Here is a 14934-nt window from a genome sequence, read left to right on the forward strand (position 1 = left end):
GCGCGGCCCGGCGCTACCGGTCCCCGGCCCGTGGTAGCGCCGGGCCATGCCCGGCGGATGCCCCATCCCCTCGCAACATCTGCCGAAGGTCTTCCCGGAACAGCCGATAGCCGGCCTCGCGGCGTGCATCGTCGGTCTGCCGCAACACCCACGCCGGGTGCACCGTGGCGTAGCCGCGCGTGCCATCTTCGAGGGTGTGCCAGCGTCCGCGGTCGCGTGAGAGGTCGAAGTCACGGCCAAATACCGAGGCTGCCGCGGTTGCGCCGAGGCAGACGATGACCTGCGGCCGCACCCGCGCGATCTCGCCCATCAGCCATGGCCGGCAGGCCTGGATGTGGCGGCTTTCCGGACGCTTGTGCAGCCGGATCTTGCCGCGGCGCTCATGGTGGAAGTGCTTCACCGCATTGGTCAGGTACAGCGTGGCGCGATCGATTCCCAGCTCGGCCAGGGCACGATCCAGCAGCTGGCCGGCCGGGCCGGCGAATGGCTGGCCGCGCAGATCCTCGACGTCGCCCGGCTGCTCGCCGACCACCATGATCGGGGCATCGGCCGGGCCTTCACCGAACACCCCCTGCGTGGCCGCTTCCCACAGCGGGCACTGGCGGCACGCCAGCGCCTGTTGGCGCAGTGTCTGCAATCCCTTGGCGTCGGCGGCGGGCATTGGCGCCAGCGCCCGCGCAGGTATCTTCCGTTGCGGTGCCTGCGCGGGCCGGTCATGCATTTCCTGCACGCGATCGCCCGCATCGCGCACCAGGCGCGGCAGCAGCTGCGCCTCGGGCAGGTGGCGCCAGTACTTGGCCGGCATCTCCTGCATCATCATCCGGGTATTGAGCCGCGCCGGATTGAAGATGCTGGCGTAATAGGTCTGCCACAGCGCCTCCCGTGCATCCTCTGCCGGGGCGTCCTCGCGCCGTGCGCCGGGGCCGAAGGCCAGCGCTTGTCCATCCCATGCCACGCTGCGTGACGGCGTCAGGATGGCCCAGTGCATGCCGGTGAAGCGGCGCGCGAAAAACGGCGCCACCCGATCGACGATGTGGTGCTGTGGCTCGAACCACGCGATGAACGCCTCGGGCTGGCCGGGCACCTCGCGGAAGCGCACGAACGCCTTCATCTTGTGGGTATCGCGGCGAACGGCCTGGGCGAGCGCGGTTGCGCGCAGCACGTCGGCATCGGCGGGATTCGACAGCACCGAGCGCTCGCCATGGGTGATGCGCCACAGCAGCCGGTACAACAGGGCCATGCGCTGCATATCGCGGTGGCACAGGCAGGTGGCCGCCAGTTCAAGGAAGTCGCGCGGTACGTTCGGCACGCCGGCATCGGCCAGCACGGGCGCGGAGCTGACCGCCGGCGCAGCCAGCAGTGATGCGTCGCTGCCCTCCAGCCAGTCGAGCTGGTCCGGTGCGATGCCGCGCAACAGGGCTTCGCGGGCACCGTTGCGCCAGGCCTCCAGCGACCACGGCGGGTCCACCCGCAGCGACCAGCGCTGTGCGTCAGGCTGACGGTGGGGCATCGAACAGCGATCCCTGACGGGGCGGTGGGGCCAATTGGGCGCGCAGCGCCGCCGGATCGTCCAGCGCCCTGCGCGGGTGGTGGTCGGCCAGCAGCACGAATGGCAGCAGTTTGCTCATCGGCGCCTTCAGGCGTGCCACATCGGCAACCCGCAGGCGACCGTGGCGGCGCGCCATCAGCACCCGCTTCACATTGCGCACGCCCAGCCCGGGTACGCGCAGCAGCATTTCCTTCGGCGCGCGGTTGAGATCCACGGGGAAGCGTTCTGGGTGGCGGATCGCCCAGGCCATCTTCGGGTCGATGTCCAGATCGAGCATGCCGGCCTGGGTGGTATCGGTGATTTCATCCACGCCATAGCCGTAGAAGCGCAGCAGCCAGTCGGCCTGGTACAGGCGGTGCTCGCGCTGCAGGGGCGGCGGCTGCAGCGGCAGCTGGCGGCTGGCATCCGGAATCGGGCTGAAGGCGGAGTAGTACACCCGGCGCATGCGGTAGTTGCCGTACAGGCTGTCGGCGCTTGCCAGGATCTGCTGGTCGTTGGCCCCGTCCGCGCCGACGATCATCTGCGTGCTCTGTCCGGCGGGTGCGAAACGGGGAGGGCGCGGGCGTGCGCTGCGGGTGGACACCGGCGCGACCACCGCTGGCACCTTGCGCGCTTCCTTCGCTTCCTCGATGCGCCAGCGCAGCTCGCCCATCGCACCGCGGATGGACTGTACGGTCTTCTCCGGTGCCAGCGCGCTCAGCCCGGCTTCGGTGGGCAGCTCCACGTTGATCGACAGCCGGTCGGCGTAACGCCCGGCGCTGGCCAGCAGTTCCGGCGACGCTTCGGGAATGGTCTTGAGGTGGATGTAACCGGCGTAGCGGTGTTCCTCGCGCAGTTGCCGCGCTACTTCCACCATCTGCTCCATGGTGTAGTCCGCATTGCGGATGATGCCGCTGGAAAGGAACAGGCCCTCGATGTAGTTGCGCTTGTAGAAGTCCAGCGTCAGCGCGACCACCTCGTCCACGCTGAAGCGCGCGCGGGGCACATTGCTGGACACGCGATTCACGCAGTACGCGCAGTCGTAGACGCAGAAGTTGGTCAGCAGGATCTTCAGCAACGAAACGCAACGGCCATCCGGCGTATAGCTGTGGCAGATGCCCATGCCTTCGGTGCTGCCGATGCCGCCGCTGGCGCGTGAGTCGCGCTTGCCCGAGCCGCTGGAGGCGCAGGAGGCATCGTATTTGGCGGCGTCAGCCAGGATGGCAAGCTTGCGGATGGTTTCCATTGCGGAAACCTACGGATCGGCGGTCTCATTGGATGAGACCGCCCCTGAACCCTTCAGAAAAAGGGGACGGAGGGGATTAAGTCGTTTGTGCCATAAACGACTTAATCCCCTCCGTCCCCTTTTCCAGGTCAGAACCCGTGGGTGATGCTCGGCGCGCCCGCCGAGAAATCGGCGTACGGGTCGTGCTCGCCACTGCTGCCTTCGGACAGGCGGAACTTCAGGGCCAGGCCATCGCGCGAGTCGGCCGCGCGTAGGGCCTCCTCCTGCTCGATGATGCCGGCCTTGGCCAGCCGGAACAGGCACTGGTCGAAGCTCTCCATGCCTTCTTCCAGCGAGCCTTCCATCGCCGCCTTGATCTCGTGCACCTGGCCGCGGCGCAGCAGGTCGCGGATCATCGGCGTGTTGATCAGCACCTCGGTGGCAGGCAGGCGACGGCCTTCCTTGTTCTTCACCAGGCGCTGGCTGATCACTGCACGCAGGTTCAGCGCGAGGTTCATCAGCACGTTCTTGTGCGCGCTTTCCGGGAAGAAGTTGAGGATGCGCTCGATGGTCTGGTCGGCGTTGTTGGAGTGCAGGGTGGCCAGGCACAGGTGGCCGGTCTCGGCGAAAGCGATGGCGGCCTCCATCGTTTCCGCATCCAGGATCTCGCCGATCAGGATCACGTCCGGCGCTTCACGCATCGCGTTCTTCAGCGCGTTGTGGAAGGCATGGGTGTCCAGCCCGACCTCGCGCTGGTTGACGATCGACATCTTGTGCTTGTGCAGGTACTCGATCGGGTCCTCGATGGTGAGGATGTGACCGGTGGTGGTGCTGTTGCGGTGGTCGATCATCGACGCCAGCGAGGTGGACTTGCCGGAACCGGTGGACCCCACCACCAGCACCAGCCCGCGCGGGGTCATGATGACGTCCTTCAGCACCTGCGGCAGGTTCAGCTCCTCGATGCTCGGGATGCGGCTGCGGATGGCGCGGATGACCATGCCGACCTCGCCCCGCTGCTTGAACACGTTGACGCGGAAGCGCCCGGCATCGGGCAGGGCGATGGCCATGTTGAGCTCCAGCTCGCGCTCGAACTGCGGCACCTGGCCTTCGTCCATCAGCGAGTAGGCGATCTTCTTGACCATGCCCGGCGGCAGGCCGGTGTTGCCCAGCGGATAAAGCTTCCCCTCGATCTTGATGTAGACCGGTGCTCCGGTGGTCAGGAACATGTCCGAAGCGTTCTTTTCGGTCATCAGCTTCAGGAAGTAGCCGATATCCATTGCGAATTTTCCCCAACGAAACGGCCGACGCCCGTTGCCAGCACGGTGTCGGCTTGACGACAATGGCCGTGAACCGACAACCGGTACGGCCTCCCCAATGAAACGACTTAGCTTCGCACGAATGCGCCATGGCCTGTATGTGATGGCGTTTGCATTCGCACTGTCTGCCCCCGCCTGGGCGCAGGACGGCGCACTGGAACTGGCCCAGGCCCGGCAGGCGGTCGACAAGGCCACCCAGGCCGACGCCGACCAGTACGCCCCGGACCTGATCGGGCTGGCCCGGCAGGGGCTGGAGCAGGCCCAGCGTGCTGCCGGCGACCGCCGCGAGCGCAAGAACGCCCCGGCGATCGCCCTGCGCGCCGCCGCCGATGCCGACCTGGCCCGCGTCCGCAGCGAGGAAGCCACCGTGACTGCCCAGCTGCAGCTGCGCCGCAACGAGGTCAACCAGCTGCAACGCCAGCTGTCGACCGGGGAGGACCGCCGGTGAAGCCGATGACTGCCGCAACCCTGGCCGCGCTGCTGGCGCTGCCGCCCCTGGCCGTGGCCGCCGACAACCCGATGGTGGCGCAGCTGAGCCAGCGCCTGATGGCCATCCAGGCCAATCCCGACACCGCTGAGCTGGGCGCCTTCGAGCGCATGCAGGCCCAGCAGGCCATCGCCACCCTGGACAAGGCCAAGCGCCGCGACCAGGAGCTGGCCACCTACCTGGCTGAGCGCCGGGTGGAGATTGCCGAGACCGCCGTGCGTACCGCACTGGCCGCGCGCGAGGTCGACCGCCTGGAGCGGACCCGCAGCGACCTGCTGATCGAGGCCAGCCGCCGCGACGCCGCCCGCGCCCGCCAGGAAGCCGAGCAGCTGCGCATGCAGGCGCAGATGCAGGCGGAGGAGGCCGAGCGCCTGCGCCAGGCCGCCGAGGCCGAAACCCTGGCCCGCCAGGACGCCGAGAACGCCCTGACCAGCGTGGCCGGCAAGCAGCAGCAGCGCCTCAGCGCTGCCCAGCAGAACGCCGCCAAGCTGGCCCGCGAGGAAGCCGAGCTGGTGTCCGGTCAGAAACTGCCGGCCTCGAAGTTCGATGGTCGCGGCGAAGTCTTCACCTTCCGTGGTGACGCGTTCACCGCCGGCGCCTCCAGCCTGTCCGGCGGGGCCCGCAACCAGGCCAAGGCACTGGCCGAATACCTGAACATCGGCAAGAAGGGCCGCCTGCGCATCGAGGCCTACGACAACGCGAACGGCGTGGGCCAGAAGCGTGCCGAAGCGCTGCGCGATGCCCTGGTCGCGGCCGGTGTCGCCAGCAACCGGATCCAGCTCGCTGGCAAGAAGGCGGCCTCCACCCAGGCGCGTTCGGCCGAGGTCATCATCGCCCCGTAATTGCTTGATATTGTTTGTTTTTCGTTGCGATGAGCATTCAGCCTGAACCCCGCCCCGGCGGGGTTCGGTCTTTTTGCCGCAGGGGTCTTGTTCCCCGCCTTGAGCAGGCGTAGGGTCAATCGTCCGGGACGCAATGCCGCGGACCGGACGATGGGAGGGCCGGGCCGATGCAAACTGGGCGCGAACCGCAGCGAATCGACGTGCGCAGGCCAGTGCCGCAGGTCGTTGCAGGCGTCCAGGTGGCCATCGACCGGCGCTCCTCCATGAACAACGCCCCGTGCCTTGCGGCCGGGGCGTTCGTGTATCTGTCGAAGGAGGTCCATCATGTTTGAAGATCAGCCCCAGAGCGAGATCGACGCCCGTCGCGCGCGTGATCCGGAGTTCAGGGCACTCCATGACCAGCACCGCAAGTTGAACAAGAAGTGCATGGACGCGGAGTTGGGTGTACTCCCGATCGATGATGTCACCCTGGGTCGCATGAAGCGCGAGAAGCTGCTGGCCAAGCAACGACTTCTGCGAATGTACGAAACACCGCTCCCAACGACGTCCCCCACGCTTTGAAGCACCCCGTCACGCCCGGAACGGCGTGACCCGGCCATCGATGGCCCGCCGGGCGCTTCTGCCCCGGCATCGCGGCACCGCCGATGAGGCGGCCGCGCCAAGGCACCACAAGCGGTGGTGCCTTGGCCTGCAGGCACAACTCACCGGTGCGGGCGGTACCGGTCTCCTCGTCGATCCGGGGCCGTCCGCATCTCTTTTTTACGGCGGGCACGCCGCTGCCGCAGCGACCTGACTTTCATCGCCATCCGTCGGATAATCATCGGTCCGGCCCTGCGTGGCGCGAACCGAAAGTCCTCCGAATGCCCATCCATTCTTCCGTCCTCGAACTCATCGGCCAGACCCCGATCGTCAAGGCCCAGCGCCTGGACACCGGCGTCTGCGAGCTCTACCTGAAGCTGGAGAGCGCCAACCCGGGCGGATCGATCAAGGATCGCATCGGCCTGTCGATGATCGAAGCGGCGGAGAAGCGCGGCGACCTGAAGCCCGGCGCGACCCTGGTCGAGGGCACCGCAGGCAACACCGGCCTGGGCCTGGCCCTGGTGGCTCAGCAGAAGGGCTATAAGCTGATCCTGGTCGTTCCCGACAAGATGAGCCGGGAAAAGATCTTCAACCTGAAGGCGATGGGCGCTGAAGTGCGTCTGACCCGCTCGGACGTGGCCAAGGGCCACCCCGAGTACTACCAGGATCTGGCCAAGACCATCGCCGAGCAGACCCCGGGCGCGTACTTCATCAACCAGTTCGGCAACCCGGACAATCCGGCCGCGCATGAATTCGGTACCGGCCCGGAGATCCTGGAGCAGATGGGCGGCGACCTCGATGCCATCGTATTCGGCTGTGGCAGCTCCGGCACCATGACCGGCCTGTCGCGCGCCTTCGCCAAACTGTCGCCGAAGACCGAGCTGGTGCTGGCCGACCCGGTTGGCTCGATCCTGGCCGAGTACATCAACGACGGCAATCTGAACGACAAGTCGGGCAGCTGGCTGGTGGAGGGCATCGGCGAGGACTTCCTGCCGTCGATTTCCGATTTCAGTCGGGTGAAGAAGGCCTATGCCATCACCGATGCGGAGAGCTTCCACACCGCGCGCGAGCTGCTGGGCAAGGAAGGCATCCTGGGCGGCTCGTCCACTGGCACCCTGCTGGCGGCGGCACTGAAGTACTGCAAGGAGCAGACCACGCCGAAGAGGGTGCTGGTACTGGTCTGCGACACCGGCAACAAGTACCTGTCGAAGATGTACAACGACTACTGGATGCTGGACAACGGCTTCCTGCAGCGCCCGCAGCACGGCGACCTGCGCGACCTGATCCTGCGCCCGTACGGCCAGCGCGACACTGTCGTGATCGGACCGAACGACCTGCTGACCACCGCCTACCAGCGCATGAAGCTGTACGACGTCTCGCAGCTGCCGGTGATGGACGGCGACCAGCTGGTCGGCATCGTCGACGAAAGCGACGTGCTGCTGCATGTGTATGGCGATGAGGCACGTTTCCGCGACACCGTCGCCACCGCGATGGTCAGCAAGCTGGACCGGCTGGACGTGAAGTCGCCGATCGAGGCGCTGTTGCCGGTGTTCGACCGCGGCCAGGTGGCGATCGTGATGGACGGCGACACTTTCCTGGGCCTGATCACCCGTATCGACCTGCTGAACTATCTGCGCCGTCGCGTGCAGTAAGCCGCTGATCGCAGACGTTCGCTGCTGAATCCCGGTTTATCCGCGTCAAAGGTCGTTAAGGCCGCGCTGGTAGACTTCCGCACCTTCGATGGCGCCGCGTGTCGGCGCCCCTCAGGAAAGAACATGTCCAACGCTACTTCCCAGGATCGCGCCCTGGCCCTGGCCACGCTGGCCATCCACGGCGGTCAGTCGCCCGATCCCAGCACCGGCGCGGTGATGCCACCGATCTACGCCACCTCGACCTATGCCCAGTCCAGCCCGGGCGAGCACCAGGGCTTCGAGTACTCGCGTACCCACAACCCGACCCGCTTCGCCTATGAGCGGTGCGTGGCGTCGCTGGAAGGCGGTACCCGTGGCTTCGCCTTCGCTTCGGGCATGGCGGCCAGCTCGACCGTGATCGAGCTGCTGGACGCCGGCAGCCACGTGGTGGCGATGGACGACATCTACGGCGGCAGCTTCCGCCTGTTCGAGCGCGTGCGTCGCCGCACCGCCGGGCTGGACTTCAGCTTCGTCGACCTGACCGATCTGGCGGCGTTTGAAGCCTCCATCACGTCGAAGACGAAGATGGTCTGGATCGAGACCCCGACCAACCCGATGCTGAAGATCGTGGACATCGCTGCGGTGGCCGCCATCGCCAAGCGCCACGGCCTGATCGTGGTGGTCGACAACACCTTCGCTTCGCCGATGCTGCAGCGCCCGCTGGAGCTGGGCGCGGACCTGGTGCTGCACTCGGCCACCAAGTACCTCAATGGCCACTCGGACATGGTCGGTGGCATGGTCGTGGTCGGCGACAACGCCGAACTGGCCCAGCAGATGGCCTTCCTGCAGAACTCGGTGGGTGGCGTGCAGGGCCCGTTCGACAGCTTCCTGGCCCTGCGTGGCCTGAAGACCCTGCCGCTGCGCATGAAGGCGCACTGCGCCAACGCGCTGGCCCTGGCCCAGTGGCTGGAAAAGCATCCGACGGTGGAAAAGGTGATCTACCCGGGCCTGCCGTCGCACCCGCAGCATGAGCTGGCGACCCGCCAGATGGGCGGCTACGGCGGCATCGTCTCGATCGTCCTCAAGGGCGGTTTCGAGGCGGCCAAGCGCTTCTGCGAGAAGACCGAGCTGTTCACCCTGGCCGAGTCGCTGGGTGGCGTGGAAAGCCTGGTCAACCACCCGGCGGTGATGACGCACGCTTCGATTCCCGTGGCACGCCGCGAACAGCTGGGCATCAGTGATGCGCTGGTAAGGCTGAGCGTGGGCGTGGAGGATCTGGGGGATCTGCAGGTGGATCTGGAACGGGCGCTGGGTTGAAACGCAGTAGCGTCACTTCATGTGCTTACGCATGACTTCATTGGGAAAATTTTCAGATGAATCGAATTTCTCCCGGAGCGTTGTTGAATTCGCTCTGGACAAATCGTGGAATCGTGTGGTTGCTTGGAAAGAGAGACGTCCAGAGCAAATATAAGGGGTCATTTGCAGGCCTGCTCTGGGCTTTCATCAATCCGCTGCTCATGCTGCTCATCTACACATTTGTCTTCGCTGTAATCTTCAAGGCGCGCTGGCATGGTCAGGTGGGCGACAGCAGGGCGCAGTTTGCACTGGTGATGTTCGTAGGCGTGATTATCCATGGCCTTTTCGCCGAGGTGATCAATCGCGCCCCGGGTATCATTTTTGAGAATACAAACTATGTGACCAAGGTCGTTTTCCCGCTCGAGATGCTGCCAGTCATCAGCCTCGGATCCGCCCTTTTTCACTGTCTTGCCAGCGTATGTGTCCTGCTTGCGGGTCTTGTACTCTGCAACGGCGGTTTGCATTGGCAGGCTGTGTTCTTTCCCGTCGTTCTGGCGCCCCTGCTTGTCATTGCGGTCGGTATTGCCTGGATCCTCGCTGCGCTGGGTGTATTCATTCGTGATTTGAAGCAGACAACGACGTTCATCACAACTGCAATGCTGTTTCTTTCGCCGGTCTTCTATCCGCAGTCCGCGTGGCCCGAAAAATACCAGAAGCTGTTCATGTTGAATCCTCTGACCTTCATCATGGAGCAATCCCGGCAGGTGTTGATCTGGGGTAAGTTGCCTGACTTCAAGGGGCTGATCGTCTATTTGATGATTGCCTCCGCTTTCGCTTTCATCGGATTCGCTGTATTCCAAAAAATGCGTAAAGGCTTCGCTGATGTCCTCTGACAATTCGCCCGACCCGTCGCCGGAAGTAGTGATCGATGTATCAGGCCTCGGCAAGTTTTACGAAATCTACGCAGATCCGAAGGATAGGTTGAAGCAATTCGTCCTGCCCGCGCTGGATCGAGCGCTGGGTGGCGAACCCAAGCACTACTATCGCGAATTCTGGGCGCTGAAGGATGTCTCGTTCAGTGTGCGTCGTGGCGAAACCGTTGGCATCATCGGTCGCAACGGTTCGGGAAAGTCGACTCTGCTGCAGCTTGTCTGTGGCACGTTGAGTCCGTCTGTGGGTGAGGTAAAAACAACCGGGCGAATCGCGGCGCTTCTTGAGTTGGGATCAGGGTTCAACCCTGAGTTCACCGGGAAAGAAAATGTAATGCTAAGTGGCGCGTTGTTCGGACTGACTGCCGAACAGATGGAGAGTCGCTACCCTGACATCGTTGAGTTTTCCGGAATTTCCGATTTCATAGATCAGCCGGTCAAGACATATTCAAGTGGTATGGTTGTGCGCTTGGCATTCTCGGTTATTGCACATGTCGATGCGGATATCCTCGTCGTCGATGAAGCGTTGTCCGTAGGAGACGCCTATTTCACCCAGAAGTGCATGAGATTCCTCCGGTCATTCATGAAGCGCGGGACTCTGCTTTTCTGCAGTCATGATATGGGGGCTGTCATCAATCTCTGCGAACGCGCAATCTGGTTGGACAAGGGCGATCTCCGCATGAATGGTGCGCCCAAGGAGCTGTCCCAGGCGTATCTTGCATCGCTTTTCGAGCCAGAATCTGCTGGCACGCCGGTGGTTGCGGCTGAACCTATTCTGGATGAGTTGGAAGAAACAGCGGAGAAGCCACGTGCTGCGACCGACGCCTTTGTCGAGGTCGCACCTGTTGAATACGTGGACATGAGGCAGTCGCTGATCGATGCGTCCAATCTGCGCAACGACATTCAGGTTTTCCAGTTCGACGAGAACCGGGCCTCGTTCGGAACAGGTGCCGCCACCATCACCTCTGTGCAACTGCTGGATGCTGGTGGCAATCCGGTTAACTGGGCCGTTGGAGGGCAGGACGTTACTCTGCAGGTCACTGTCCGGACTAGGGACGAGATTCATCGGCCGATTGTCGGGTTTGTTGTCAAGGATAAACTGGGCCAGATCATCTTCGCGGACAATACTTACCTGTCACAGCGAGACCTGGATATGAAGGTGCCACCGGAAACAACGCTGGTTGCCTCCTTCAATTTTACCTTCCCGGTATTACCTGGTGGGGAATACAGTATTTCACCTGCGGTCGCAGAAGGCACCCAGGCTGATCATGTCCAGCACCAGTGGATTCATGATGCCCTGATCCTCCACGTTCAATCGAGTGCCGTATGTCTCGGCCTGTTTGGCGTACCAATGCGCAGGATCGAAATGGAGATGAAGTCGTGATTAATGGTTCTGTGCCCATGTCCGAACACCATCTGGACTTCACCGGAGAACGCTTCATCCCGGGTGTGACCGGTGAGATCGAGATGGAACATTACCATCGATATCACCTGGCTTGCGAAATCATTGCTGGTAAGCACGTGCTGGACATTGCATGTGGAGAAGGCTACGGCTCCGCCTTGATGTCCCGACATGCTCAGAAAGTAATTGGCGTTGACATTGATCCTGGTGCCGTAGACCACGCTCGTGACGCATACAGGTCCGGCAATCTCGAATTCCATTGCGGCTCCTGCACAGCAATCCCTTTGCCTGATGCTAGCGTCGACGTCGTCGTCAGTTTCGAGACAATCGAGCACCATGATCAGCACCATGAAATGATGAGGGAAATCGTCCGTGTCCTTCGTCCCGACGGAGTGCTGATGATATCCAGTCCGGATCGTGTCGAGTATTCGGAGAAACCGGCATTCCACAATGAATTCCATGTCAAGGAGTTGGATCGTGCCGAGCTCGAGGAGTTGATTCTTCAGTACTTCCCAGCCTTCGAACTTTACGGTCAGCGCACCACCATGGCTTCGATGATCGGGCGGATCAGGCCGATCAGCCCGGTTGCTTCGGATCGTGCCGATGCGATCCGCCACTACTGGAGCGAAGAGGGCGGGCTTCTTGAAGAAGCGCAGAATGCGCAGATGCCTCGCCAGCCCGTCTATTTCGTTGCGCTTGCGTCTGCGGGGGAGATCCCGCGGTTACCTCAGTCCGTGTTTGAGGTTGCTGGCTACGTTGAGGCGCGCGTTCGACAGGTGGCCAATGACTATCAGTGCGAGATTGCGAGGATAGCTCTTGAGCGCGACCAGATGCTTGTCGACAAGGATCAGGCGTGGGGACAGCGAGTTGAGCAGGTCGCCGCAGATTATAGGATGGAGATTGAACGAATCTCAATTGAGCGCGACCAGGCGCTTCTGGCCAAGGACAGTGATTGGAAGGCTGAAGTAAATAAGGTCGCAGCTGAGTATCAGGAGATGCTGCGGAGTATGGAGGGTGCGCGTGATTATGCTGTCCATGAAGAGAAGGCGCAGCGTCATCTCAATGAGGTGTCACAAGCTAAAAGGGCGCAGTTCGAGAAATCTCTCCCTTTGGTGAGCCTTATTGTTGTCAATTACAATGGCAAGCGTTTCCTGCAGCCGCTCTTGGAGAGCATCGAGAAGCTCGAGTATCCCCGATTTGAAGTAATTTTCGTCGATAATGCGTCGGCTGATGACTCCGTGGGCTATGTTGGATCTGCCTTCCCTTGGGTTCGCATCATCGAATCAAGGAAAAATCTGGGTTTTGCAGGTGGAAACAACCTTGGCATGACCCACGCAAATGGTGAGCTGATTGGGCTGATCAACAACGATACCGTAGTCGATCCGCTGTGGCTCTCGGCTTTGGTCGAGGAGCTGATGTCCCATCCGGCGGCATCAGCTGCTGGATCGAAGATTCTTTTCTTCCGGCGGTATGTCGAGCTCAACATCCAGAGCGGGGCATTCCGCCCGAGCGAAGCAGGTGGTTCGGGCGACACTCGAGAACTTGGCGTGCTTGTTGACGATGAGAGTTGCTTCATCGGAAGTGGTTACCGAAAGCTGATATATTCCGACGGCTTCTGGGGTCCGGAGTATCACGGTTCCAGAAAGGTCAACTGGACAAATGGTGACGCAACGCTACGAATCCCTTTGCCGCCAGAACCGACGGGCGGAAGTTTCAAGTTGAAGCTGGTGCTCTCTGGCTCTGAGATGGGAGGGGGCGGCGAGTTTACTGTCAAGGCAGGCGGGCGTCAGCTGGCATCTGGGCGGCTTGAGACAGGCTTCAAAGAATTCGTTTTTGACTGTGATGCAAGCTTCCTGACGGGTCTGGCGTTTGATGTGATCAACAATGCTGGAACCAACTTGAATGACAGCGGTGAAGCTGGCGATCGTGGCATCTACGAGGTGGACACCGGCCAGTTTGACGCCGCTGAGAACGTCAACGCGCTGTGTGGTGCATCGATGCTGATGCGGCGATCGGCATTGATCGAGGCCGGCTTGTTCGATTCCAGCTTCTTCATGTATTACGAGGATACAGATCTCTGCTGGCGTCTTCGCAAGGCGGGAGGCAGTCTCCGTTATGTTCCTGATAGTGTAGTTCGTCATGTACATACCGGGTCCAGTGTCGAATGGTCACCGACGTTCATCTTTTATGTGTCGAGAAACCACGTCTTGATCAAGATCAAGCATGCTCATGTATATGTAGCGGCAGCCGCATATGCGAGGGAGTCCGCCCGGTGCCTGCGGGCGTCCGTCGCTGCGGTGCGGCGCGGATTCCGGAACGAGAGATGCAATGCAGAGCTTCGTCTTCGACTTCGCATCCAGTATGGATTGCTCAAGCTCGCCCCCCTGGCCTTGCTGCACCGCTGGACCGGATACTTGCGCGCGACTGATATGATTGGGGCTAGAGCACGATGAAAGTTGGTATCTATAATCGCTATTGGTCCACGATGGGTGGTGGCGAGAAGCACGTCGGAACCATCGCAGAAGTATTGTTGTCTGAGGGCTACGAGGTTGACCTGATTCGCGTTGGTCCAGTTGATGAGGTCGAGTTCTGCCAGCGTATGAATCTGAAGCTTGATGGCGCGCGATGGGTGGACTGGCCTGCACAGCCGTGCGCCGAGCTCGCGCCCAGAAGTGCTGATTATGACTTGTTCATCAATTCAACCTATTGTTCGTCGATGGTCTCGCAGGCAGCCAGGTCGATCTATCTGGTGTTCTTCCCCCACGAGTTGGTTGAAAGCTCACGCGTCGCTCGCTTCCTGCAGCGGGCGGCAGGAAAGTTGAGTCGCGAGGGATTTCCGCGCTTTGGGCGTATTGCTAATAATGCAAGAAAGCTCGTTCGAGGCCATGTCTCGAAAGACCTGCGCCCTTTTATCGACAGTTACGATGTACCGTTGGCCAATTCAGAATTCACGGCTGCCTGGGTAGAGAAGCGTTGGGCGCGTAAAGCGGATGTTCTACCGCCCCCGATCGATACCGAACGATTCGCTGGAATTGAACTCGACGGCAAGAAAAGGGTAATCCTGAGCGTCGGGCGTTTCTTTGCCGGTGGGCATAACAAAAAGCACGTGGAACTCATTGGTGCCTTCAGGGGTATGTGCGACGCTGGCATGGTGCCAGAGGGGTGGGAGTACCACCTCGCGGGCAGTGTACATGCGGATACAGCCGCCCATCGAGAGTACTTTGAGCGGGTGAATGAGCTTGCTCGCGGTTACCCTATCAGAATCATGGGCAACCTTACTGCCAGAGAGTTGCTGGAGGAGTACTCCGTGGCCTCGATCTTTTGGCATGGTGCTGGCTGGGGTGAGTCGGAAACTATCGAACCGGAGAAGCTGGAGCACTTCGGCATGACAGCATGCGAGGCGATGGCTGCTGGTGCAATCCCAATCGTTGTTCCTATGGGGGGGCCGAAGGAAATCGTCACAGATGGCGTCGACGGATTCCACTTCCGTAGTGCGGATGACCTGCGCTTGAAAACCCGAGATTTGATGGCGCTGTACGGAACCGGAGCGCAGATCGAACTGGCCGAGAGGGCCCGTCAGAGCGTGGCCAAGTACTCAAATTCGAGTTTTCGAAACGGGTTCATGAAAATCATGCGCCGTCGTTGACAGTTGCGGAGGAGGAGTGCGCTGGCGCGTTGCTCCGTGGGTAGGCGGTTAAA

At 61.9% G+C, this 14934-nt stretch carries 12 protein-coding genes; 9 read left to right on the forward strand and 3 right to left on the reverse strand.

Translation table 11 applies throughout. From position 1 onward, the window contains the following. Positions 1–13 precede the first annotated feature (13 nt). From GOC52_RS02450 to GOC52_RS02460, 3 genes are all read right to left on the reverse strand, one after another. A complete protein-coding gene (locus GOC52_RS02450; protein WP_191850601.1) occupies positions 14–1510 on the reverse strand; it encodes a UdgX family uracil-DNA binding protein in 1497 nt (498 codons plus the stop codon). Beyond that, positions 1491–2774, reverse strand: a complete 1284-nt coding sequence (locus tag GOC52_RS02455; protein WP_191850603.1) for a putative DNA modification/repair radical SAM protein — start codon at positions 2772–2774, stop codon at positions 1491–1493. The genes GOC52_RS02450 and GOC52_RS02455 overlap by 20 nt, the downstream gene beginning before the upstream one ends. 128 nt (positions 2775–2902) lie before the next feature. Next, positions 2903–4030, reverse strand: coding sequence for a PilT/PilU family type 4a pilus ATPase (locus GOC52_RS02460; protein ID WP_014645840.1), 1128 nt, complete (start codon positions 4028–4030; stop codon positions 2903–2905). 121 nt (positions 4031–4151) lie between these two features. On the opposite strand from GOC52_RS02460, the gene GOC52_RS02465 reads away from it, so the two are divergent. The 9 genes from GOC52_RS02465 (at position 4152) to GOC52_RS02505 (ending at position 14881) form a co-directional block, all read left to right on the forward strand. Continuing rightward, on the forward strand, positions 4152–4517 hold the full coding sequence (locus GOC52_RS02465; RefSeq protein WP_010480631.1) for a DUF4398 domain-containing protein: 366 nt from the start codon (positions 4152–4154) through the stop codon (positions 4515–4517). Further along, positions 4514–5398, forward strand: a complete 885-nt coding sequence (locus tag GOC52_RS02470) for an OmpA family protein (RefSeq protein WP_010480632.1) — start codon at positions 4514–4516, stop codon at positions 5396–5398. The genes GOC52_RS02465 and GOC52_RS02470 overlap by 4 nt, the downstream gene beginning before the upstream one ends. A gap of 324 nt (positions 5399–5722) precedes the next feature. Continuing rightward, on the forward strand, positions 5723–5959 hold the full coding sequence (locus GOC52_RS02475; RefSeq protein ID WP_005407964.1) for a YdcH family protein: 237 nt from the start codon (positions 5723–5725) through the stop codon (positions 5957–5959). Between the two features lie 299 nt (positions 5960–6258). Further along, on the forward strand, positions 6259–7629 hold the full coding sequence (locus GOC52_RS02480; RefSeq protein WP_010480640.1) for a pyridoxal-phosphate dependent enzyme: 1371 nt from the start codon (positions 6259–6261) through the stop codon (positions 7627–7629). A gap of 123 nt (positions 7630–7752) precedes the next feature. Continuing rightward, positions 7753–8925, forward strand: a complete 1173-nt coding sequence (locus tag GOC52_RS02485; protein ID WP_191850605.1) for a cystathionine gamma-synthase — start codon at positions 7753–7755, stop codon at positions 8923–8925. A gap of 56 nt (positions 8926–8981) precedes the next feature. Next, a complete protein-coding gene (locus GOC52_RS02490; RefSeq protein WP_049410495.1) occupies positions 8982–9797 on the forward strand; it encodes an ABC transporter permease in 816 nt (271 codons plus the stop codon). After that, positions 9787–11217, forward strand: coding sequence for an ABC transporter ATP-binding protein (locus GOC52_RS02495; protein ID WP_049410498.1), 1431 nt, complete (start codon positions 9787–9789; stop codon positions 11215–11217). Before GOC52_RS02490 ends, GOC52_RS02495 begins: the two co-directional genes overlap by 11 nt. A 17-nt stretch (positions 11218–11234) precedes the next feature. Further along, positions 11235–13688, forward strand: a complete 2454-nt coding sequence (locus GOC52_RS02500) for a methyltransferase domain-containing protein (protein ID WP_049410500.1) — start codon at positions 11235–11237, stop codon at positions 13686–13688. After that, positions 13685–14881, forward strand: coding sequence for a glycosyltransferase family 4 protein (locus tag GOC52_RS02505; protein WP_191850607.1), 1197 nt, complete (start codon positions 13685–13687; stop codon positions 14879–14881). The genes GOC52_RS02500 and GOC52_RS02505 overlap by 4 nt, the downstream gene beginning before the upstream one ends. Positions 14882–14934 lie beyond the last annotated feature (53 nt).

Origin of the sequence: Stenotrophomonas sp. SXG-1 (assembly GCF_014083965.1) — a bacterium.
Lineage (GTDB): Bacteria > Pseudomonadota > Gammaproteobacteria > Xanthomonadales > Xanthomonadaceae > Stenotrophomonas > Stenotrophomonas geniculata.